The organism is Paenarthrobacter sp. NPDC058040, assembly GCF_042885775.1.
GTDB lineage: Bacteria > Actinomycetota > Actinomycetes > Actinomycetales > Micrococcaceae > Arthrobacter.
On the sequence record NZ_JBHVRN010000005.1, the window covers coordinates 43738 to 66181 of the forward strand.

16 protein-coding genes are annotated in these 22444 nt (G+C 62.2%); 13 read left to right on the forward strand and 3 right to left on the reverse strand.

The features are described from left to right. Positions 1–183 precede the first annotated feature (183 nt). Positions 184–618, forward strand: a complete 435-nt coding sequence (locus tag ACFVSJ_RS08010) for a hypothetical protein (protein WP_387435748.1) — start codon at positions 184–186, stop codon at positions 616–618. 40 nt (positions 619–658) lie between these two features. On the opposite strand, the gene ACFVSJ_RS08015 is transcribed toward ACFVSJ_RS08010, so the two are convergent. Continuing rightward, positions 659–874: a helix-turn-helix domain-containing protein gene (locus ACFVSJ_RS08015; protein ID WP_387435750.1), complete on the reverse strand. Its 216-nt coding sequence runs from the start codon at positions 872–874 to the stop codon at positions 659–661. A 151-nt stretch (positions 875–1025) separates the two neighbouring features. Here ACFVSJ_RS08015 and ACFVSJ_RS08020 point away from each other — a divergent pair, with 151 nt between their 5' ends. Genes ACFVSJ_RS08020 through ACFVSJ_RS08035 form a run of 4 tightly spaced genes read left to right on the forward strand, consistent with a single transcriptional unit; the run spans position 1026 to position 9385 of the window. Next, entirely contained in the window at positions 1026–1670 is a 645-nt protein-coding gene (locus tag ACFVSJ_RS08020) for an SAF domain-containing protein (RefSeq protein WP_387435752.1), read from the forward strand. Continuing rightward, positions 1667–2974 (forward strand): CpaE family protein, encoded by a 1308-nt coding sequence (locus ACFVSJ_RS08025; RefSeq protein WP_387435754.1) that lies wholly within the window; start codon positions 1667–1669, stop codon positions 2972–2974. The genes ACFVSJ_RS08020 and ACFVSJ_RS08025 overlap by 4 nt, the downstream gene beginning before the upstream one ends. Before the next feature lie 57 nt (positions 2975–3031). After that, positions 3032–7885 carry an NAD-glutamate dehydrogenase gene (locus ACFVSJ_RS08030; protein WP_387435755.1) on the forward strand — a complete coding sequence of 1618 codons (4854 nt, stop codon included), beginning with the start codon at positions 3032–3034 and terminating at the stop codon, positions 7883–7885. A 30-nt stretch (positions 7886–7915) separates the two neighbouring features. Beyond that, positions 7916–9385, forward strand: coding sequence for a sensor histidine kinase (locus ACFVSJ_RS08035; RefSeq protein ID WP_387435756.1), 1470 nt, complete (start codon positions 7916–7918; stop codon positions 9383–9385). A gap of 83 nt (positions 9386–9468) precedes the next feature. Here ACFVSJ_RS08035 and ACFVSJ_RS08040 read toward each other — a convergent pair whose 3' ends face one another. Beyond that, complete coding sequence (locus tag ACFVSJ_RS08040) at positions 9469–9717, reverse strand: WhiB family transcriptional regulator (RefSeq protein WP_003804966.1); 249 nt, start codon at positions 9715–9717, stop codon at positions 9469–9471. Positions 9718–9959: 242 nt separating this feature from the next. Between ACFVSJ_RS08040 and ACFVSJ_RS08045 the strand changes: the two genes are divergently transcribed. After that, positions 9960–10469 (forward strand): hypothetical protein, encoded by a 510-nt coding sequence (locus tag ACFVSJ_RS08045; RefSeq protein WP_387435757.1) that lies wholly within the window; start codon positions 9960–9962, stop codon positions 10467–10469. Here the strand turns inward: ACFVSJ_RS08045 and ACFVSJ_RS08050 are convergent. Beyond that, complete coding sequence (locus ACFVSJ_RS08050; protein ID WP_387435759.1) at positions 10466–14551, reverse strand: FtsK/SpoIIIE domain-containing protein; 4086 nt, start codon at positions 14549–14551, stop codon at positions 10466–10468. The genes ACFVSJ_RS08045 and ACFVSJ_RS08050 overlap by 4 nt on opposite strands. Before the next feature lie 182 nt (positions 14552–14733). Here ACFVSJ_RS08050 and ACFVSJ_RS08055 point away from each other — a divergent pair, with 182 nt between their 5' ends. From ACFVSJ_RS08055 to ACFVSJ_RS08085, 7 genes are all read left to right on the forward strand, one after another. Beyond that, positions 14734–15351: an acyltransferase gene (locus tag ACFVSJ_RS08055; RefSeq protein ID WP_387436147.1), complete on the forward strand. Its 618-nt coding sequence runs from the start codon at positions 14734–14736 to the stop codon at positions 15349–15351. Beyond that, a complete protein-coding gene (locus tag ACFVSJ_RS08060; protein WP_387435761.1) occupies positions 15348–16439 on the forward strand; it encodes a DegT/DnrJ/EryC1/StrS family aminotransferase in 1092 nt (363 codons plus the stop codon). Before ACFVSJ_RS08055 ends, ACFVSJ_RS08060 begins: the two co-directional genes overlap by 4 nt. Next, on the forward strand, positions 16439–17425 hold the full coding sequence (locus tag ACFVSJ_RS08065) for a Gfo/Idh/MocA family oxidoreductase (RefSeq protein WP_387435762.1): 987 nt from the start codon (positions 16439–16441) through the stop codon (positions 17423–17425). The genes ACFVSJ_RS08060 and ACFVSJ_RS08065 overlap by 1 nt, the downstream gene beginning before the upstream one ends. A 184-nt stretch (positions 17426–17609) precedes the next feature. Then, positions 17610–18794 (forward strand): UDP-galactopyranose mutase, encoded by a 1185-nt coding sequence (glf, locus tag ACFVSJ_RS08070; protein ID WP_387435763.1) that lies wholly within the window; start codon positions 17610–17612, stop codon positions 18792–18794. After that, on the forward strand, positions 18791–20803 hold the full coding sequence (locus tag ACFVSJ_RS08075; RefSeq protein WP_387435764.1) for a glycosyltransferase: 2013 nt from the start codon (positions 18791–18793) through the stop codon (positions 20801–20803). Before glf ends, ACFVSJ_RS08075 begins: the two co-directional genes overlap by 4 nt. 2 nt (positions 20804–20805) lie before the next feature. Further along, entirely contained in the window at positions 20806–21663 is an 858-nt protein-coding gene (locus ACFVSJ_RS08080) for an ABC transporter permease (RefSeq protein WP_387435765.1), read from the forward strand. Continuing rightward, the gene (locus tag ACFVSJ_RS08085; RefSeq protein WP_387435766.1) at positions 21664–22395 is read left to right on the forward strand and encodes an ABC transporter ATP-binding protein; all 732 of its coding nucleotides are present in this window, start codon (positions 21664–21666) and stop codon (positions 22393–22395) included. The last annotated feature ends 49 nt before the right edge of the window (positions 22396–22444 follow it).

Sequence of the window (22444 nt, forward strand, 5' to 3'; positions counted from 1 at the left end):
CCGGGTCCGATCTTGGCGCGGGCTTGGTGTAGAGCCTACTCTGGGAAGATGAGGTGGGACTCTCTATTTGACGATTTGGAAGCACAATTTTCCGAGGAGGGCACCCGGGCGCAGGAAGCGGAAATTTCCGAGCGCGCCCGTGTTGAATTGGCGCAGTTAAGCCTGGGGGACAGGTTACGCGGCGTGATAGGCCATGAATTGGTGCTCGTACTTTCGAGTGGGGACCGCCTTGCAGGAGTGCTTGGACGCTTGGGCAAGGATTGGCTGGTTCTTGCCCAAGGCCACCGCCAGTGGCTGGTGCCTTGGGGGTCCGTCTGCTTTATCGAAGGCCTGGGACGGCTGGTCCGCAAAACATCCCCGGGCGGTGGCGGAGGACCCGGGCTGGCCAGCGCACTCAGGGGACTTGCCCGGGGCAGGATGGAGGTCTCCGTGCACGTAGCCTCGACCGGGCAGGCCAGCCGTGTCTTCGTGGGCGTGATTGACAGGGCGGGACAGGACTACGTAGACGTGGCCGTGACAAGGGGCGAAGCGAGGCGGGCCGGGGCTGTGGACTCGGTCATCACGGTGCCCTTTGGTGCATTGGCGGCGGTCTGTTCCACCGCACGACAAGATTTCTAGGGCGGCCCGCGCAACCGCCCTGCAGGCATCGCTGGAGTGGCTAGGCGCTTTTGGTCCTGGACCTTTCGATCATTCGGCTCGCTTCTGCGTAGCGCTCCTCAATGTACTGCTCGAGCATTTTCTCTTCGATGCGCCATTGGCCGCGGCCTCCGACCTGGATGGCCTTCAACTCGCCGCTGCGAACCAGGGCGTAGGCCTGGGGTGAGTTGATCTGCAATTGTTCGGCGACGTCCGCCAGAGTCAGGAAACGGGGCATGGGTATATTTTGCCACTGGTTGGCTGGTTTGGTGCAGTTATCCACAATTTCCGGCACTTTGCATCGGTTGGCTTGGGGGCGCCCGTCCCCTCCGGCAAGAATGGGTAGGCCTGACGACAACCTGCCATAACTGACTGGGGGAGCACCGCGAATGGACCGAGATAACACGAGTGCGGGTGCGAGGCTCAAGAGGCCCTCATGGAGGGACCCCCGCCTCCTCACTGGAATCCTGTTGGTTCTCGCATCTGTATCCTGCGTCATTGCGGTCATCGGGTCGGCCGATAAGACCACGCAGATGTTTGCTGCCCGTGAGCCAATCGCAGTGGGCCAACGGGTCACCCGTGATGATCTCAAGGTGGTCAATGTGCGGCTGGACGAGGTGGAGACAGCCTACTTGGCGGTGGCGGAAGGTGTCACGGAAGGCAAGGTAGCGCTGCAGCGGGTTGAGAAAGATCAGCTGGTGCCGCGTCAGAGTCTTGGCCAGGCGGAGGCGCTCAACCGCAAACCAGTGGCCATCTCTGTGGAAGAACCGCTGCCGGTGCAGGTGGTGGCCGGTGCGCGGGTGGATGTATGGGTGGCATTGCCCGGTTCCAAGCGTGCGTACGACCAGCCAACGCTTTTGTTGCCCGGGGCCGAGATATCACAGGTCACGCCGGGCTCCACGGCCCTCGGCGCGTCCAAGGCCACCGTTGTCCTGGTACTGGTGACCGACCAGCAGATGCCCGCGTTGTTGGGGGCGCAAGCAAACGCTGCCAGGGTGTCAGTGGTGTGGAATCCCTCGGGCACAGGCCGATGAGCATTGCCGTGATTACGTTGGGCCAGGCGACCGAAGCCCTTGTTGGTGGACTCGAACGGTTGCACGGACCAGTCACAGTTGTTCGGCGTTGCTCGGAACTGGCCGAGCTCATGGCTGCCTGCCAAAGTGGTCTGGCCCAGGCCGCTGTTGTATCGGAAGGCTCCAGCGAGCTGACCGCCTCCTTGGTGGACCGGCTGGACATCGTCGGAGTTTCCATTGTGGTCCTGACGGACGATCCGGCCGAGGCCATGCGCCTGGAGTCCATTGGCGCGGCTCCTGCCGCATTGGACATCGGGCCGATTGATTTGGCCGGAAGAATTTCAGAGGTCGTGGACATGCAGCGGGAACGCGGCCGGTCCAAGTCCTCTTTGGATGCGGGATTCGCCGAACTGTCTTTCCAATCGTTGCCGCCGGTGGAGGCGGCTGTTCAAGACGATGTGGGGAATCCAGGGCGCATCATCGCGGTTTGGGGGCCGGCGGGCGCGCCGGGGCGAACCTTGGTGGCGGTCAACATCGCTGCTGAACTCGCCGCGGCAGGGAACTCAGTGATCTTGGTTGACGCCGACAGTTACGGCGCGAGCGCAGCAGCAATGCTTGGCCTCCTGGAGGAATCGGCCGGACTTGCCCAGGCCTGCCGGCTGGCGGACCAAGGCATCCTGGACGGATCGGCTTTCGATCGCGCAGCTACCCACGTCCACACGTCGAAGGGGAGTTTCCGGATCCTCAGCGGCATTACCCGGGCGGACCGCTGGACGGAACTGCGGGCCCCGGCGTTGTCCGTGGTCCTTGAGCGGGCCAAGCAGGCTGCGGATGTGGTGGTGGTTGACGTGGGCTTCTGTCTTGAAGCCGACGAGGAGCTGAGCTTTGACACCTTGGCGCCCCGCCGAAACGGAGCGACACTCCGTTGCCTGGAGTTGGCCGATGAGGTGATAGCTGTTGGTGCGGCCGACGCTGTGGGGGTTCCCAGGCTGGTCCGTGGCATCGCCGAGCTGGAGCTGGCATGCCCGCACGTGTCGCCCAGGGTCGTGCTGAATAAAGTGCGGCCGGCGGCTGCCGGAAGGTCGCCCAGGCGGCAATTGGACGAGGCGTGGGAGCGATTTGGCCCCCGCATGGGCATCGAGGCGTATCTCCCGGCAGACTTTCCGGCCTGTGATGCGGCCTTGCTGTGCGGGACTGTTCTGCTGGAGTCAGCTCCCACTTCACCCCTGCGGTTAGCCATTGCCGGACTGGTCTGTGCGCCCGTCCAGCAAAATCGCAAATCTGCTGGACGAACTACCAGAGCCATGCGCCTCCTTAAGCGCTAGGCTCACCATGTGGGCTGCAGAGTCGCAGCAATCGACAGGTAATGGAGGCGTTTGTAGATGTCGTCAGGGTCCAGCGTGGAGGATCGGTCCGATGCAGCAGTTATCCGGGAAGGGTTCTTTGGTGACTACTACGAGCACCTCGCCGAAGACGACTCCCGGGGTTATGCCCCTGAACTGCTGATTGACCGGGCCAATAAGCACAGGCATGTCGCGGAGTCCCGCAAGCCCGGCAATCCAATTGTCGAGGTTGGCAGCGAGGCCGACCGAAGCGTCGTCTATATCGTGACCGACGATATGCCCTTCCTGGTGGATTCGGTCAACGCCGAATTGGTCCGCCAGAACTGTGCCATCCGCCTTGTCATGCACCCACTTTTCGTGGTGACCCGCGACCGGGTGTCCGGTGCCTTGAGCAAAGTCTCACGTGTCCCGTCAAACATTGGCATCTCCAGCGGCGACACGGCCGCCCTGCCCAGCGTTGCCCACCTGCTTGGCGACGGTGACAATGCCTCCCACATGGAATCCTGGATCGCCGTCGAAGTCGACCGTGTCAGCGAAGATGCACGAGCCGAACTGATTGCCGGGCTGCTGAGGGTGCTCGGCGATGTCAGGGCCGCAGTTGACGATTGGCCCAAGATGCGGAGCAAGGCACTCGAGCTTGCCGAAGCACTGGGGACTGTCTCCCATCCCGAGCAAATTGCCGAACTCCGGCAAGCGCAGGACCTGTTGCGGTGGTTGGACAACGGGAACTTCACGTTCCTCGGCTACCGGGAGTATGACCTCATTGACGACAATGGCGAGGATGTCCTGGAACTTCGCGAAGACAGCGGCCTGGGGCTGCTCCGCGCGGGCGACAACACGCGGCAAATCCAACATCTTACGGACGCCGGCCGTAAACGGGCACGGGAAAAGCGGGCCCTGGTCATCACCAAGGCAAACTCGCGCTCAACCGTCCATCGTCCGGCATACCTTGACTACATCGGCGTCAAGAGCTTCGACTCTGCAGGCAACGTGAACGGCGAACGCCGGTTCATCGGTTTGTTCGCCACCAGCGCCTACACCGGATCCGTCCGAAGCATCCCGATTGTCCGGGACAAGGTGGACGCCGTGCTTCGCAATGCCGGGTTCCCCACCGATTCGCACTCGGGCAAGGACCTGCTGGGCATCCTGGAAACGTACCCTCGCGACGAGCTGTTCCAAATCGAGATCCCCGACCTTTCGGCGACCGCCACGGGAATCCAGCGGCTCCAGGAACGCCGCCGAACCAAGCTCTTCCTCCGGCCCGACATCTACGGTCGGTTCATGTCGGCTGTGGTCTACCTGCCTCGTGACAGGTACACCACCAGTGTTCGGCTCAGGATCGAGCAGGAACTCCGGGAGACCTTCCAGGCCGAAAGCATTGACTATGAGGCGAGGATTACGGAGTCGGCCCTAGCCCGTGTGTTTTTCCGGATCAGGCTGCCCCGGACTGCTGAGCTGGCCGAAGTCAACGTCCAGGAGCTTGAGCACAGGCTGATGCGGGCTTCCCGTTCCTGGAGCGAGGGCATTGCCGAAGTCCTGCGGGAAAACCGAGGCGACGACGCCGAGGTTTTGTCGGCGTTGTGGGCGGAAGCGTTTCCGGCGGGTTACCGGGTTGACTACGAGGTCGAGGACGCGCTTGAGGATATCGAGCGCTTCGAGAAGTACGGAGCCCAGTCGGAACGCACCGGCGAAACGGTCACCGAGATCCGTCCTGGCGTCCATGTGTACCTCCCTGAGGGGGCAGGGGAGTCCTTGGAGGAAGACGCCAGGGTGAAGCTCTACCTCATGGAGCCCAAGAGCCTGAGCCAGATCCTTCCCTACTTCCACAATCTGGGGCTGGAAGTCCTGGACGAGCGTCCGTTCGAAATCGAGACGGCAGACCACCGCGACTTCTTCCTCTATGACCTCGGCCTGAAGTACCCCACGGGCATCGATCCGCTGGCAACAGGCGATCTCTTGGCGGACTCCTTCGGAGCCGCAGTGACCGGTTCCGTTGAATCAGACAATTTTGACCGATTGGTGCTGCGCGAAGGCATGCACTGGCGTCAGGTCACTGTGCTGCGTGCCTATGCCAAGTACATGCGTCAAATGGGCAACACGAACTCCTTCGGATTCATCGCCGATACGCTTCTGGCCAACCCCGACGTCGCCCGCGGGTTGATGGTACTGTTTGCAGCCCGGTTCGATCCGGCCCTCGAAGAAGGGCAGCGTCCGGCCCGCCAGGGCGCCGCCCGGGCTGCGCTCGCACAGGCAATAGACGAAGTGGCCACCCTTGACGCCGACCGCGTGCTTCGCACGTTCGTCAACCTGATCGAGTCGACGCTGCGCACCAATTACTTCCAGAACAAGGATTACCTTAGCTTCAAGCTCGATCCGACAACCATCGATGGGCTTCCCTTCCCGCGTCCTATGTACGAGATCTGGGTCTACTCGCCCCGCGTCGAGGGTGTGCACCTTCGTTTCGGAAAGGTGGCCCGGGGTGGCCTCCGGTGGTCCGACCGCCGGGAGGACTTCCGCACCGAAATCCTGGGCCTCGTCAAGGCACAGACTGTCAAGAACGCAGTGATCGTCCCGACCGGTGCCAAGGGCGGCTTCTTTGCCAAGAAACTGCCGAACCCTGCAGTCGACCGCGCGGCTTGGATGGCTGAGGGGATCGAAAGCTACAAGACGTTCATCCGTGGCCTGCTGGATATCACCGACAACCTCGTGACTTCCCCGGACGGCGAAAGGCTTGTCCCGCCGTCGGACGTTGTCCGTCACGACGGCGATGATTCCTATCTGGTGGTCGCAGCTGACAAGGGAACGGCCACGTTCTCCGACACAGCCAACGGGCTGGCCGCCGAGTACGGCTTCTGGCTCGGTGACGCTTTTGCGTCCGGCGGCTCGGTGGGTTACGACCACAAGGCCATGGGCATCACGGCCCGCGGCGCGTGGGAGTCCGTCAAGCGGCATTTCAGTGAACTGGACCTCGATACCCAGACCGAAGAATTCACCGTGGTGGGCGTAGGCGATATGTCCGGCGACGTCTTTGGCAACGGCATGCTGTTGTCGCGTCACATCCGCCTCGTGGCAGCCTTCGACCACCGGCACATTTTCCTTGATCCAACGCCGGATGCAGCCGCCTCGTTTGCCGAGAGGCAGCGCCTGTTCGAACTGCCGCGCTCGTCTTGGGATGACTACGACCGTTCGCTCATCAGTGAAGGCGGAGGTGTGTACGCGCGGCAGGCCAAGACCATTCCCGTCTCGGAGCAGGTCCGCCAAGCGCTTGGTTTGCCCGAAGGCACCAGCCAACTCAGCCCGCCGGAACTGCTCCGTGCCATCCTCCTGGCACCTGCCGACCTGCTTTACAACGGCGGGATCGGCACCTACGTCAAGGCCAGCACGGAGACGAACGCTGCCGTGGGCGACAAAGCCAACGACGCCATCCGGGTGGACGGCAAGGACCTGCGTGTGAAGGTTGTCGGTGAAGGCGGAAACCTGGGCCTGACCCAGCGCGGACGCATCGAGGCCGCGTTGCAGGGTGTCATCCTTAACACGGACGCCATCGACAACTCTGCAGGCGTGGACTGCTCCGACCACGAGGTCAACATCAAGATCTTCGTGGACCGCATGGTTGCCGCAGGCAAACTGGAGGCGTCCGAACGTGCGGCGTTCCTGGCCGATATGACCGACGAAGTGGGCCGCCTGGTCCTGCGCGACAACATCGATCAGAACATCCTGCTTCTCAATGACCGCACCCGTGTTGCTGAATGGAGTCCGAGTTACGAGCGGCTCATGGACTGGCTTGAGAAGTCCGCGGACCTTAAGCGCGACCTTGAAGCACTGCCGTCCACCGAGACACTGCGGCAGCGGCTCGAACAGGGCCAGGGGCTGACGTCCCCCGAACTTTCCGTTCTGGCGGCCTACGCCAAGATCGAGCTCGGAGCGGCCCTCCGCGACAGCAACCTCGCGGACGACCCGTGGTTCAAGGAGACCATCCGCTCGTACTTCCCCAAGCAGTTGCGCGATAAATTCGATGCCGAACTCGATACCCATCCGCTTCGCCGGGAAATCATCGCCACCGTAGTGGCGAACGACATCATCAATCTGGGCGGAATCACCTTCGCCTTCCGGGCCATCGAGGAGACGTCGGCAAACGAGGTCGCCGTAGCGAAGGCTTTCGTGGCCTTGCGCGAGATCTACGACCTCGACTCGATGATTGACGAACTGAACGCCCTGCCAGCCTCGTTTCCCACTGAGCACTGGAGCGAAGTGCATCTGGACATCCGGCGGCTCCTGGACCGTGCCGTCCGCTGGGTGCTCGGCCAGAGCATCGCTTCGCAGCCGATTGCCGAGGTAGTGGAGTCCTTCAAGCCCATGATGGCGCCGTTGCGGGGTCGACTGCTGGATTACCTGCGCGGTGAGGACAAAGAGCGCATTTCCGGTTGGCTTGACAAGGCACGTGGCTGGGATCTCCCGGATCACCTGGCACACCGGTGGGCGGAATTGTTCGAAAGCTACGCGCTCTTGGACATCGCTCGGATCGCACAGTCGCGCAACACCAGCGTCGAAGACGTGGCGCAGGTCTACTACACCGTCTTCAACCGGTTCCACGCCGACTCGCTGCTGGAACGCATCAGCGCCTTGCCTCGTGACGACCGGTGGCAGGCATTGGCCCGCGCGGCCTTGCGTGACGACCTCTACTCCACGGTGGCGGATATTACGACGTCGGTCCTTGAGTCGAGCGAGCGTGGAACCGCTGCTGAGGATCGCCTCAAGGCCTGGGAGGAACTGAACGCTGAGCAACTGGGACGCGCGAAGACCATGTTCGATGAGGTGAACGCCCTCGAAGCCGACGACATGGCCTCACTGTCGGTAGCATTAAGGCTCTTGAGGTCAATCGTCCGACGCTAGCGTGGTGCCCGCGTCGTAAATGGAGGTGCAGTGGCAATCTTTACGGACCCCATCAGGGAACATGCTGATTTCGGGCCGGGAGATGCCGAATGGCTGCACCTCCTGGTCGGCGACTGGCAAATGGTCGCCGACTTGGCGTTCGCGGACCTCGCTTTGTGGTTCCCCCATCCCGAGCTTGGTTACATAGCTCTCGCCCACGTTCGTCCCTCAACATCCCACACGGTGTTCCACGCGGACTTCGTGGGCGAGGGCATTCGCTCGGACCTGCGTCCGTTGGTGGACAAGGCTTGGAACAGCCGCTCGATCGAGCGCTCCAGTGAGACGAGCTGGAGCAGCGAGATGGCCTTACGTGTTGAGGCAGTTCCCATGGTGCGCAACGGCAGGACCCTCGCGGTGGTGACCTCGCACATGGATCTGTCGAGTTCACGCATGCCGTCGCGGCTTGAGCTCACGTATCGCCAGTGCGCATACGACCTCCTGCGAATGGGAACCCTCGGACTCTGGCCGGATTTCGCGTCGCCCACAGGTTCCCGCCGTGGCGCTCCACGCGTGGGGGACGGGTTGATCCGGCTTGATGCGGACGGGGTAGTGCAGTACGCGAGCCCCAACGGCGTCTCCGCCTTCCGCCGGCTGGGCGAGGTGGAATCGCTTGAGGGCAGGTCGCTGGCCGAGGTCACGGCCGGACTGTTGAAGGACCGTCGAATGGTCGATGAGACCCTGCCCCTGGTGGTCACGGGCCGTATGCCATGGCGCAGCGAAATTGAGTCCCGCGGCGTCAGCCTGTCCCTTAGGGCCATTCCCTTGCGGGATGAACAGCACCGCTTCGGCGCACTGGTCCTGTGCCGCGACGTCTCGGAGCTGCGGCGGCGGGAAATGGAGCTGGTCACCAAGGACGCCACGATCCGGGAAATCCATCACAGGGTAAAGAACAACCTCCAGACGGTGGCGGCCCTGCTCCGTATGCAGTCCCGCCGTATGGTCAGCGACGAAGCGAAGCAGGGCCTGGAGCAAGCGATGCGCCGGGTGGCGACTATTGCTCTGGTTCACGAGACCTTGTCCCAAGGCTTGACCCAGAGTGTGGACTTCGATGAACTCATTGGCCGCCAGTTCCGACTCTCGGCAGAAGTCGCTTCACCGTCGCAACACGTCCGTACCGAGAGGTCCGGCCTGTTTGGTGAACTGCCCAGCGACTTCGCGACACCCCTGGCACTGGTGATCAACGAGTTGGTGACCAATGCCGTCGAACACGGACTGGAAGGACGGACCGGAACTGTTTGGCTGTTGGCCGACCGGGCGGCGGGCGACGGGAACGACGAGTTCCTGACCGTTACTGTTGCCGACGACGGCGTGGGGCTTCCGGACGGCCAGTACGCTGAAGGCCTCGGCCTGCAGATCGTTCGCACCCTCGTGACCAGCGAACTTGGGGGCACCATCCAATGGAGCCCTCGCGACGGCGGGGGTACCGCCGTCGAGATCGTCCTCAACCTGGCCCGCAGCTAGGCCAGGAGCCTGCTCCCGTTCTTAAAGTGCGAGGCCGCGGACCATATGGTCCGCGGCCTCGCACTTTTTGTTTTGTTGGCCTGTTAGGAAGCGCGGCGCGCGCGGGCTGCGCGGCGCTTGAGTGCGCGGCGCTCGTCTTCGCTCATACCGCCCCAGACGCCGGCATCCTGGCCGGACTCGAGTGCCCACTGCAAGCAGGTATCCACCACAGGGCAGCGGCGGCAAACACTCTTGGCTTCTTCTATCTGGAGAAGTGCTGGCCCCGTGTTGCCGACTGGGAAGAAGAGTTCCGGGTCCTTGTCGAGGCAGGCTGCGCGATTACGCCAATCCATGCTGATCAGTCACTCCATTCGTGTGAGAACTAGGTGAGCGGCTCTTGTGAAAACATTCACGAGAGGCTCCAAAGGAAAGGGGCCCGCATGGGCCCCCTTGGTCGTCTGAGTCAAGCGTTTCATGTTAACGCCTTGTAAACAAGGGGTATGAGTCGTTGAAATGCCCGGAATCCGTGAGCGATGCATCACATCAGCTGCCAGTGCCCTCACTGCTCAATGACTATCTCGGGTAGTGTGCCAGTGTGTCAAGACCTCCTGCGAACCCTGCCCAGCCATCCCCAGGCCACGATGGAAACGACGATTCGACCCGCCCGTACACCACGGGTAAGCCTGCCGGATCTGAGCTGGCCCGGAGCAGCCGGCCCGCAGGCATTGTGGTCATCTCCATTGTTGTGGTGCTTGAAGCTGTTGCCCTCTTGGGAGCCGCGGCTTGGTATGCCTTTGAGCTGCTGAGCGGCGCGCCCGTCCTTACCTTCTGGGGGGCGGTCTTCACTCTCGGGCTGCTGCTGGCCTTCTCTGCCTGGTTGTTCGCGGTGGGGCACTTCCTGTTCCGCGGGTACAGGTGGACAAGGGCGGCTGCTCTGGTTGCCCAATTGTTCGTCCTGACGATCGGATTCCCTACGATGTCCGGCGGCTTGATCCTTCCCGGCCTGGCCATGATTGTTCCAGCACTTGCCGCGCTGGTGTTCCTGTTCCAGCGTCCAGTGATTTCCTACGCATCGCGGACCGGTACTTCGCAGGGCGCCATCTAGCTCTCCCGGCTGTGGTCGAAGACTGCTTGGAAGGGCAGCAGCTCTTGTCCGCTGATCCGTACTCCCCGGCCCGGGGAGGCTTGCCCATATATCGGTAAGCGGACGCCGAAAACGTCGGCATCGAGGGGTGTGCGGGGCGCAAGAACCAGCCCCGTGCGGTTGGCTTGAACCTCATCGGTGAGGGGAAGCCTTCGGTGCAAAGCGGGGCTGGTGGTTGCCGTCATGATGATGCCGGCTGTATTTCCCAGGAGACCGGCAAGAGCCTGGCGTGCCTCCGCATCCAGGCTGTCTGCATCATCCACCAACAAGATGCCCGTGGGGTCAAAGCTTCCGGACAAGGATTCCTTGGCTACTCTGGTCCAGAACGGTCCGGTTTGTTCTCCCTTCCTGGGGCGGATCCATTTCACACCGGGGTTGAGAATTTCAAGGGTGGAGAGGATTGATGACTTTCCCGAGCCGGGTGCCCCAAGGACAAGGCTCACGCCCTTCGGCCTGAGCGGCACCGAGACTGGACGTGCTTCGTCGCCACCCAGCCCGATCCATAGGTTCCGCGGATCAGGGTGTGCAGAGCCGGCAACCTCGAGCTCAAACAGCTCTCGATCGAGTTGGCGTGGAAGGGACCTTACCCGGAACGGGGGATCGGATGTTCTGACCGGACTTTGGTATGGCCAGGTGCCGTCGGCCGGGGCGTCCCGGAATTGAGCAACCGCGGGCTCCCCGTCGGCGATATCACCGAAGACCACGGCCCTGCCCGGGACATGCTGTGCAGCCTGGATCCGGGGCCAATGAAAGCGCGACTCTTCAGTGGAGCCGGTTGGGAAGAAGGCGCGGTTCGGAACTGCGGCAAAGAAGCGGCTGCCGACCAGTTCGCGTTCGCCACAGATGAGAACGCTGACACCGAGCGGTGGGCCGTCCCGGACGATGTCGCGGAAAAGATCTTCAGCCCAAGCCCATTGACTGACTCTCAGGGCCGACTGCCAAGTGCACCACCCAGCGACGATCAGGACCAGAGGTGAATGCTGCACGGATCGGGCAGCGCTGCGACGCTCGTCCATCTCCTGCGATATCCGCTCAAGGACCCGCACCGCCAACGGCAGTTGATGAAGCCCTACAGCAGCACCAAAATGGCGTGGCTCATCGGCCACCCCGAGCATCCCCACGGCATCGAGGATGTAGAGATGGGGGTTGCCCGGATGGCTTGCAAGGGCTGCTGACACTGCCCGAAAACTCTCCGGCAAGCCGCTCGATCCGCTGCCGATCATGGCCAGAGGCCCATCTGCCAGGGGAGACCACTGAAGCAAGTGAACGGACTGGCATTCAGGACGGTCCACAACACCGAGCGGAATCATCAGGTTGGATCCATGAGGCAAGGGGTTGTTCGCATGGCCTTCCCGGGCCTCCGGCGCAGCAAGCGAATCCAGGTCCGCGTCCCATGGAATGCGGGATGGCAGGGGCAGCTGTATGGGGCGCCGCGGGGTGCGCGCACCGGTAGTGTTCCACGCAGTCGTTACAGCGGACACCACTGTTGTGAGGCCTGTGTCCTTGGCAATTTCAGGTTCCCGGGCACCTGGCCCGCGAGGCTGCCGTGTCTCCAGGGCCGTGAGCGCCGCCCGAACCAGCGAAGTTTCGCCGGCCATACCGGGGTTGTCGGCGCGGGCGACTCCCAAGCAAGCCGATTGGAACTCCTCCGGGGTGCCCGAAGCCCGGACCAGGAGTGCGCGGCCGGGGTAATGAACTGGTATGGCCGCTGCAGCCTTGGAACTGATGATGTCCATGGACTCAGCGTCAGACTGGACCCGAAGTGCGATGCTGGACGTTACATTTGCGCGGATATCGGAGGTCAAGGCGCCTTGGGGTCTCTGCGTGGCCATCACCAGGTGGATGCCCAAGGACCGGCCGATGGTGGCTATGCGCATGAGCTCACTGAGGGCCGCGGGGGCTTCGTCCACCAACATGCGGAACTCGTCGACAATCACCATCAGATGCGGGATTGGCGACGCAGCGCCAAGCTGGGAGCGCTGATACGCGAAGATGTCGGCAGTTCCGGCCGCCGACAGGCGCTCCTCGCGATACCTGATTTCACCGCGCAGGGAAGCCAACGCCCGGTCCAGTTCATGGCTGGCAAGGTCCGTGAACATCCCCGCACAGTGTGGCAGCGACGTCAATGGGCCAAGTCCGGAGCCTCCCTTGAAGTCGATGAAAACAAAAACTACATGCTCGGGGGAGTACTTCAGCGCCAACGTCGCCACCAAGGTGCGCAGCAATTCCGATTTACCGGAGCCCGTTGTGCCGGCAACCAGCAGGTGGGGACCATCCACGTGGAAATCGAACGTCACTGGATGGCTCGCGTCCCTGCCGAGGATGGCCTCAAGGCTCTTGCTCCGAGGCGCCGAGGCCCAGCGCCGGGTTACGCTCCGGGTCCTCGTTGAAATGAGTTCTTCCAGCGAACACCGCGCAGGGATGATGTGGTGGTGCCCGTTGCCTTCCCGGGGACCCTTGCCGGCGAGATGCCGGCACATCCGGTCGAAAGTGGGTTCCGAAACCACATCCGGAACGAACATCAACGGCAGTCCGTTGACATGCAGCCTGGCCGACACGCCGGAGGTGTCCAATTCGATGGTGTTGTCGGGTTTGCCGTCACTATGACGGCCATGGATGATGACCTGCCAAGAGGCACCCTTTGCCGCGGCGGCGAGGACGTCGTAATCTTCAGCCGCCGTGAAGCAGTGGTCCAGGATTATGAGCCTTCCAGCGCGTCCGGCGTCCAGCCGTCGCATGGCTTCCAAAGCCGATGTGTTGTCTGTGGCAAGAGTAAAACCATCCAGGAACCGGGCGGGCAATGGAAGGCGGTCGGCCTTGCCGAGCAGGACTACGGGGATGTCCGATGCCAGCGGAAAGCTGGCCAATTGCACGATCAGGAAGCGGACAAGACCGTCAACGTGGCGGCGCGGTCCGAGCATCGTCACGGTCGGCAATGATGGATCCAACGTCACGGGAGCGGATTCGAGTGCGGGCGGACGGAAGAGGGTGTCCTCGGGCAACACCCGGACGTTGGATTCGACCCTTCCCGTGCCCAGCCGGAGCCAAACTGGCATTACACCGGTGGTCCGGGAAGGGTCCGCTGGATCCTCGCCAGCAGCGCAGAAGGACACGGAACCCGGCGCAGGTGCGGACATCGATCCGGAGCCATCGCTACCGGGACGGGCAGCGACACCGATCTCGGCCGCAGACGGTGCGCACCGCCGTCGGCGCCGCTCGTCTTCGCGCACGGCCCGGTCCAGGGCTATCCGGAATTGCTTGTGGTCTTTCCTGCCGGAGATCGCCGGAACCAAGAGACTCGCGCCGGAGATAGCCGTGAAGCCGAGGAACATCCACATCCCGGTTGCCACCGCGAGCCCCACCCCGGCAAACAACGGCAGCAACGCACCGATGGCGGTGGCCCAACGGTTGCGGTGGGAAGCCTTTCGGCGGACATCGAGCGGGTCCAGCACCGACCGGCCGGCCTCGGGCGGGAGTCCCGGACTGCCCCCGGCCGAGGCATGGATCGAAAATCCAGAGTTGCCGCAGTGCACGATCGATGATGACGTAAGCGTGGTGCGGCGGGCACGTTTACCGTCCACGTGGACCACGCCGGACGTCTCAGTCAACCGCAGCGCCGTGGCGGAGACTTCCAACAGGGCATGTTCGCGTGACATGCCGGGGTCGGGAAGGGAAAGGTCGCCTGTTGCCCGGCCGATGGAATAGCGTCCTCGTTCCAAAGGAAAAACAGCTCCGGCGTCGGGGCCTGAGTGGGTCAGCAGCATCAAACCTACGGAAGGTCCGGTACCTCCGTGTGCACCTGCCCGACCATTGCTGACGCCGCCGTCAACGAGGATGGCGCCATTCACCAGGGGAGGTCTTCCCACGGTCAAGGACGCCACATCCAGTCCTGAAACCGAGAGTGTGCCGGCGTCGCGCGTCACCGCCAGCAGCTTCTGAAGTCTTTCACCCGGGGTACCGTCGGCGACGTCCACGGATATCTCCTCCGGTTCCGAATGAACCGCAGCCGCGGGGCCGCGGACAAGCGTGCATTCAAGTGGCATCGGCAGCTCCTTTCGATACTTCAGGTGTGGGCGCGGACTCCTGTGCCAGACGCTACTCAAGCCATGCCTGGGTTTCCTTCGCATGGAGCGGCTATGTGGACAACTTTGCGGTGTTTTGTCGGGCAAAGCCGCCTTGACGCGGGTCCATGGCGACTCGGCTAAGATGAAACTCGTTGTCGCGTGTGCTCAATGAGGAAGGACCTTCACCGGTGATAGTGGTTGCAGAGAGCGCCGATGTTTCAGACGAGGCCGTAATTGGTGAGGGATCCAAGATCTGGCACCTCGCACAAGTCCGCGAAAAGGCCGAATTGGGCGCTAATTGCATTGTCGGACGCGGTGCTTATATCGGCACCGGCGTAAAAATGGGAGACAACTGCAAGGTCCAGAATTACGCGCTCGTTTATGAGCCCGCTGAGCTTGAAGCCGGCGTCTTCATTGGTCCCGCGGTGGTCTTGACGAACGATACCTACCCCCGTGCTGTTGGCCCGGACGGGAGCCTGAAGAGTGCCCACGATTGGGAACCTGTCGGGGTGACCATCCGTGAAGGTGCATCAATTGGAGCCCGCGCTGTCTGCGTGGCGCCGGTGACCATCGGCCGATGGGCCACCGTGGCCGCCGGAGCCGTCGTGGCCAAGGACGTACCCGACTTCGCCTTGATGGTTGGCGTTCCCGCGAAGCGGCATGGTTGGGTTGGCAAGGCCGGTTTCCCGTTGAAGCGCAGTGGTGAACACTGGGTATGTCCCGAAACGGGCGCCACATATGTTGAACAGAACGAGACCCTTCGAGAGGTAGAGGCATGAGCCCCGAATTCATTCCCCCCGCCAAGCCCATCATCGGTGACGACGAGGCCAAGGCCGTGACGGCTGTCATGGCTACAGGGCAGCTCGCCCAGGGCACCGAGGTTGCGGCCTTCGAGCAGGAGTTTTCCCAGGTTCTCCTGGACGGCCGTGCAGCAGTCGCAGTCAACTCGGGCACGTCGGGACTCCACCTTGGGCTGCTTGCCGCCGGGATCGGTCCTGGCGATGAAGTGATCGTTCCGTCCTTTACGTTCGCCGCCACGGCGAACTCCGTCGCGCTTACCGGCGCCACGCCGGTTTTCGCGGACGTCGATCCCGACTACTACACGCTTGACGCTGCCTCGGTCGAGTCCCGGATCACGGACCGCACGGCGGCCATCATGCCTGTTCACCTTTATGGGCACCCGTTTAACGTCGACGCGATTGGGGCGTTGGCCGCAAAGCACGGCGTCAAGGTCTTCGAGGATGCCGCGCAGGCCCATGGTGCGGCGGTCAACGGCCGCAAGGTCGGCACGTTCGGTGACTTCGCCATGTTCAGCCTCTACCCGACCAAGAACATGACCTCCGGTGAAGGTGGCATGGTCAGCACTGGTTTGGCCGACGTTGAACGGCGCCTGCGCCTTCTCCGGAACCAAGGCATGGAGCGTCAGTACGAGAACGAACTGGTTGGCTTCAACTGCCGCATGACCAACATCCACGCCGCAATCGGACGTGTCCAGCTGACCAAGGTGGAAGCCTGGACCAAGACCCGCCAGGAAAACGCAGCGTTCTTCGACGCCAACATCGAAGGTGTTGTTACCCCGAAGGTCGCTGAAGGCTACGAACACGTGTACCACCAGTACACCATCCGCATTGGTGACGACCGCGACGGCTTCGCCAAGGCGCTTCGCGAGGAATACCAGGTGGGCTGCGGTGTCTACTACCCGATCCCCAACCACCAACTCGCGCCGTTCCAGACTTCGGATGACCTTCCAGTCACCGAGGAAGCCGCTACCCACGTACTGTCCATCCCGGTCCACCCGTCGTTGAGCCAGGATGACCTTGAGCGCATCGTTGCTGCGGTCAATGCTGTTGCGAAGGCAGGTAGCTAGTGGCGAACCTCCGCGCAGGGCTCATCGGGCTGGGCATGATGGGCCGCCATCACGCCCGCGTTATTCGTGAGCTTGAAGGCGTTGATCTTGTTGCCGTAGCGGATTCGTTTGGTGATCCGCACAATGTTGCCGATGGCTTGACCGTCCACAACACGGTCGAGGAGCTGATCGCGCAGGGGATCGACATGGCAGTCGCTGCCGTTCCCACTATCCTTCACGAGGAAGTGGCACTGCAGCTGGCTGAAGCAGGCATCCACTGCCTCGTCGAGAAGCCCATTGCCAATGACTCCGAATCGGGGCGGCGCATTGCCGAGGCCTTCGAGTCCAAGGGCCTCATTGGTGCAGTCGGTCACATTGAACGCTTCAACCCGTCGCTTCAGAGCCTTCGCGACAGGCTGGCCAACGGCGACCTCGGCGAGGTTTACCAGATCAGCACCCGTCGCCAGGGACCGTTCCCTGCCCGGATTGCGGACGTTGGCGTGGTCAAGGACCTTGCCACGCACGATATCGACCTCACGGCTTGGCTCGCCCAGAGCAACTTTGTCAACGTCGTGGCCCATACGACGTCGCGGAGCGGCCGTGAGCACGAAGACATGGTTACCGCCATTGGCCACCTCAAGAGTGGCGTTGTGACCAACCACATCGTGAACTGGTTGTCCCCGATGAAGGAACGCACCACGGTGGTCCTCGGTGAGCGTGGAGCTTTCATTGCGGACACCATCTCCGCCGACCTCACCTTCGTCGAGAACGGGACGTTCCAAACTGATTGGGACTCCATCGCGGCATTCCGTGGTGTCTCCGAGGGATCATCGACGCGGTTCGCCCTGGCAAAGCGGGAACCTCTCAAGATGGAGCACGAGGCATTCCGTGACGCCGTTCTCGGCAAGTCGCTGAACATCGTCACCATGGCGGAAGGTCTGGAAACCCTGCGGGTTGCCGAGGCCGTCCTGGCCTCGGCAAAGTCGGGTTCTGTCATCGCTCTTTGAGTTACCGACCCGGCTGCGGGTTGCGGGGGAGGCTGGCTTTTGCCAGCCTCCCTTCGCCGTTCAGGGACTTCCCAGGTCCCTGCCCGGCAGCGCCCCGGATACGGGGAACCCGCGTCACGTCGGGTAGCCTTGACCAGTAGACGTGGGCACTTCTGTGCCCGCACGCCAATACACAGGAGAGTTTGTGAACGCTGATCTCGTCGTCGTCGGCTCGGGTTTCTTTGGCCTGACCATTGCGGAACGCGCCGCTACCGAGTTGGGGCTGAAGGTCGCGGTGCTTGATCGCCGCCACCATATTGGAGGAAACGCCTACAGCGAGAATGAAGAGAAGACGGGAATCGAGGTCCACCGTTACGGTGCGCACCTCTTCCACACGTCCAACGAGCGTGTTTGGGACTACGTGAACAACTTCACCAAGTTCACCAGCTACCAGCACAAGGTGTACACCAGCCACAAGGGTGAGGTGTACCCCATGCCCATCAACCTGGGCACCATCAACCAGTTCTTCCGTTCGGCGATGAGCCCCGCGGAGGCCCGCGCCTTGATCAACGAGCAAGCAGGCGAGCTTGCCGGCACGGACCCGCAGAACCTCAACGACAAAGGCATCCAGCTCATTGGCCGCCCCCTGTACGAGGCCTTCATCAAGCACTACACGGGCAAGCAGTGGCAGACGGATCCCAAGGACCTTCCCGCGGAGATCATCTCCCGGCTCCCCGTCCGCTACAACTACGACAACAGGTACTTCAACGACACCTACGAGGGCCTTCCTGTTGATGGCTACACGGCATGGATCGAACGGATGGCGGACCACCCGAACATCGAGGTCATCCTGAACACCGACTTCTTCGACGACGGTGAATTCGGCCGCTCGGCAGTCCTTGGCCAGGTTCCGGTCATCTACACGGGCCCGGTTGACCGCTACTTTGACTACGCAGAGGGCGATTTGTCCTGGCGCACCATTGACCTGGAAGAAGAGGTCCTTCCGATTGAGGACTTCCAGGGTTGCGCCGTCATGAACTACCCCGACGCCGATGCCGCCTTCACGCGCATCCACGAGTTCCGCCACTTCCACCCCGAACGGGACTACACGAAGGACGCAACGGTCATCATGCGGGAGTTCTCCCGCTTTGCGGAGAAGGGCGACGAACCTTACTACCCCGTGAACACTTCTGATGACCGCAGCAAGCTCCTTGCGTACCGCGACCTGGCGCGCGGCGAGAAGTCCGTTCTGTTCGGTGGCCGCCTCGGAACCTACAAGTACCTGGACATGCACATGGCCATTGGCTCCGCGCTGTCCATGTTCGACAACAAGATCAAGCCGCACTTCACGGGCGGCGCCAAGCTGGAAAGCGGTGGAGTGGACGCATGACCGCCACGACTAACGAAAGCCAGGAGACTTCCATGACGGCCAACAAAGCCGAGGCCGCACCCCAGGCCGGCGACCAGGACCTTCGGATTGTCCAGCGCGTGGTCTTCCCCGCGAACCGGGATCTCGACACCTTGCCGCTGTACGTAGACCCTGACACGAACAAGGTCCGAAAGCAGGAAGAGAACGGCACGGCCGTTATCCAGGCCGTGGGCATGGCCCGCAAGCTTCACCCGGAAGACATCCTGGACCGTGGCTCTGTGCAGGTCCGGAGGGGTGAGCGCCTCTCCTTCGGCTCGTACTTCAATGCTTTCCCGGCCAGCTACTGGCGCAAGTGGACCATTGCCACCAAGACCGTCCTGCACATCGAAACCGAAGGCGAAGGCACGGTAATCGTCTATCGCTCGAACGCCAGGGGAGCGTCACAGCGGGTGGACTCCATCCTGGTTGAGGGTGAAGCATCCAACGATGTGGAACTGACCCTCGCGCCCTTCGGCGACGGCGGCTGGTACTGGTTCGACTTGATCGCCGGTGGTGACGGAATGACGCTGAAAAAGGCACATTGGGCGGTTCCGTCCGAAGGCCGGCCGCAGGGCAAAGTGACACTCGGTGTCACTACGTTCAACCGTGCGGACTACTGCCTTGAGACCATCAAGTCCATCGACGCCGATGCGGGCCTCCGTCAGGTGCTGGCTGAGTTGATCATCGTGGACCAAGGCAACAAGAAAGTTGCCGACGAGGATGGCTTTGATGCCGTCGCCGCTTCCATGGGTGACCAGCTGCGCATCATCAACCAGGGAAACCTGGGCGGTTCCGGCGGTTTCGCCAGGAACATGTACGAGACCCTTGTCACCGACAAGAGCGACTACGTCATGCTCCTCGACGACGACATCGAACTGGAAACCGAAGGCGTGCTCCGGGCCGTGGCCTTCGCCGACTTGTGCCGCAAGCCGACCATCGTTGGCGGCCACATGTTCGACATGTACAACAAGTCGGTGCTTCACGCCTACGCAGAAGTAGTGAACTTCTACCGCTTCCTCTGGGGGCCGGTCGAAGGCCTTGGCAACCACGACTTCTCGGCCGAGGGACTGCGTTCCACGCCGCTCCTGCACCGCCGTTGGGACGCCGACTACAACGGTTGGTGGATGTGCCTGATTCCGAAAACGGTCATCGAAAAGATCGGCCTTTCGCTCCCTGTCTTCATCAAGTGGGATGACGCGGAATACTCCTTGCGTGCCCGTGGGGCCGGTTTTCCGACCGTCACACTTCCCGGTGCAGCCGTTTGGCACGTGTCCTGGGCCGACAAGGACGACTCCGTGGACTGGCAGGCCTACTACCACGAGCGCAACCGCCTCATCGCGACGCTCCTGCACTCCCCGTTCCCCAAAGGTGGCCGGATCTTCCGTGAAAGCATGAACACCGACATCAAGCACTTGGTGTCGATGCAGTACTACCCCGAGCAGGCACGCATCATGGCCCTCAGGGATGTACTTGAGGGACCGGGCAAACTCCACGAGCAATTGCCCACCACCATGCCCAAACTCCGGGCCATGCGCGAAGACTTCGTCGACTCGCAGGTAAAGACTGACCCGGGCGCGTTCCCGGAGGTTTACCGGAAGCGTCCACCGAAGAAGCCGCAGACCTACAAGCAGCCGGGCGCCCTCGGTTTGCTCCCGTGGGCAGTGAAGACGGTTCTGAAGCAGACCATTGCGCCAGTGCGCGAATCCGCAGGCACCAATCCCGAAGCCCACGTTGCGCACCAGGACGGCAAGTGGTGGAGCCTGGCGCACCTTGACAGCGCCGTAGTTTCGAACGCCGATGGTACGGGTGCGTCCTGGTACCGGCGTGACCCGAAGCTCGTCCGCCGCATGCTCGTGGAATCCGCTCAACTCCACGCCCAGCTCTTCTCGAACTGGGAGACCCTGCGCGCCGAGTACCGCGACGCCCTGGGGGAAATCACCTCGATGGATTCATGGCGCGAAACGTTCGAAGCTTCGGAGCCCAAACACTAGCGATGGCCGAGTCGACTGATACATATGCTGTTCCCGGGGTAGGTGCCGGGCTGCTGGATGTTTTCCGGCGCCGGTACCTCCTCAAATTGATAGTCCGCAAGGAACTGCGGGTCCGCTACAGGGGATCCGTACTTGGGCTGGCTTGGTCCTACGTCAAACCCCTTGTCCAATACGTGGTTCTGTTCCTGGCCTTGGGCATCGTCCTTCGCGTGGGGGACCAGATCCCCAATTACGCCTTGTACATGTTCTCCGGCGTCATCGTGGTGAACTTCTTCACCGAAGCTTTCTCCAACGCCACGCGCTCCATTGTGTGGAATGCGGCCTTGGTGAAGAAGATCTACCTTCCCCGGGAATTGTTTCCCGTGGCTTCGGTGTGGGTTGCTGCGGTCCACTTCCTGCCCCAACTGGTGGTCCTGCTGGCGGCAGCACTGCTCAACGGATGGCATCCCGATGCCATGCAGCTTTTCGGAGCTTTGCTTGGCTTCATCATTGTTGCCGTCACGGCCACGGGCCTGGGGCTGCTCGCTGGTGCCATCAACGTGTTTTTCCGCGATGCCGAGAACATTGTGGACATGCTCATGATGGTTGTGACGTGGACATCGCCGGTCCTCTATGACTGGACCATGGTCCGGCGTCTGGCTCCTGACTGGGCGCTGACGATCTACCAGCTCAACCCGGTGACGGTTGCAGTGGAATTGTTCCACTGGGCCTTCTGGTATCCCACCGTCACCAAGCCGGTTGAATTGCCCCCGCACCTTCTCATGACTGGCTTCGCCGGCCTGGGGATGGCCGCGGTGTTCCTTATCATTGGCCAGCTGGTGTTCCGCCGGCTCGAGGGCCACTTTGCGCAGGAGGTCTGAGTGGGCGCCGCAATCATCGTCAAGAACCTGAAGAAGACCTTCAACCTCCGCCATTCACACTCCTTGAAGGAGACCCTGGTATGGCTGGTCAAGGGACGCAAGGGGGAGCTGACCAAGAAATTCGATGCACTGCATGACGTGAGCTTCGAAATCCAGCCGGGCGAAACAGTTGCGTTGCTGGGATTCAACGGCTCGGGAAAGTCAACGCTGCTGAAGCTGATCTCCGGTGTGATCCTTCCGGACAAGGGTACGGTCCGCACGAAGGGCCGGGTAGCCGGCCTCATTGAAGTTGGTGCGGGGTTCCACCCGGACCTCTCGGGACGTGAGAACGTCTTCCTGAATGCTGCGATCCTCGGCATGACCGAGGAAGAAATCAACGCGAAATTTGACGAGATCGTCGCTTTCTCGGAGATCGAACAGTTTATCGATACCGAAGTGAAGTTCTACTCGTCGGGCATGTTCCTCCGCCTCGCGTTCGCCGTGGCGGTGCACACCCAACCCGATATCTTCCTCGTGGACGAAATCCTCGCGGTAGGTGACGAACCGTTCCAGCGCAAGTGCCTGGCGAAGATCAAGCAGTTGTCCGACGAGGGTCGCACCCTCGTGGTAGTCAGCCATGACCTGGACATGATCGCGCGCATTTGTGACAGGGGAGTGGTCCTCGCATCCGGCACCGTCCAATTCGAAGGCCCAGCAGACCAGGCCGTGGCTTGGTTGAGGGAACTCAACTAGTCCGGCCTCCAACCGCATAAAGTCGTCTGTCATCGGATGGCTGGTGGAA

What these genes read in the sequence shown, in the direction of transcription:
- ACFVSJ_RS08015 (WP_387435750.1), bottom strand. Translation starts at nt 874, where the DNA reads ATGCCCCGTTTCCTGACTCTGGCGGACGTCGCCGAACAATTGCAGATC.
- ACFVSJ_RS08020 (WP_387435752.1), top strand. Translation starts at nt 1,026, where the DNA reads ATGGACCGAGATAACACGAGTGCGGGTGCGAGGCTCAAGAGGCCCTCA.
- ACFVSJ_RS08025 (WP_387435754.1), top strand. Translation starts at nt 1,667, where the DNA reads ATGAGCATTGCCGTGATTACGTTGGGCCAGGCGACCGAAGCCCTTGTT.
- ACFVSJ_RS08030 (WP_387435755.1), top strand. Translation starts at nt 3,032, where the DNA reads ATGTCGTCAGGGTCCAGCGTGGAGGATCGGTCCGATGCAGCAGTTATC.
- ACFVSJ_RS08040 (WP_003804966.1), bottom strand. Translation starts at nt 9,717, where the DNA reads ATGGATTGGCGTAATCGCGCAGCCTGCCTCGACAAGGACCCGGAACTC.
- ACFVSJ_RS08050 (WP_387435759.1), bottom strand. Translation starts at nt 14,551, where the DNA reads ATGCCACTTGAATGCACGCTTGTCCGCGGCCCCGCGGCTGCGGTTCAT.
- ACFVSJ_RS08060 (WP_387435761.1), top strand. Translation starts at nt 15,348, where the DNA reads ATGAGCCCCGAATTCATTCCCCCCGCCAAGCCCATCATCGGTGACGAC.
- ACFVSJ_RS08075 (WP_387435764.1), top strand. Translation starts at nt 18,791, where the DNA reads ATGACCGCCACGACTAACGAAAGCCAGGAGACTTCCATGACGGCCAAC.
- ACFVSJ_RS08080 (WP_387435765.1), top strand. Translation starts at nt 20,806, where the DNA reads ATGGCCGAGTCGACTGATACATATGCTGTTCCCGGGGTAGGTGCCGGG.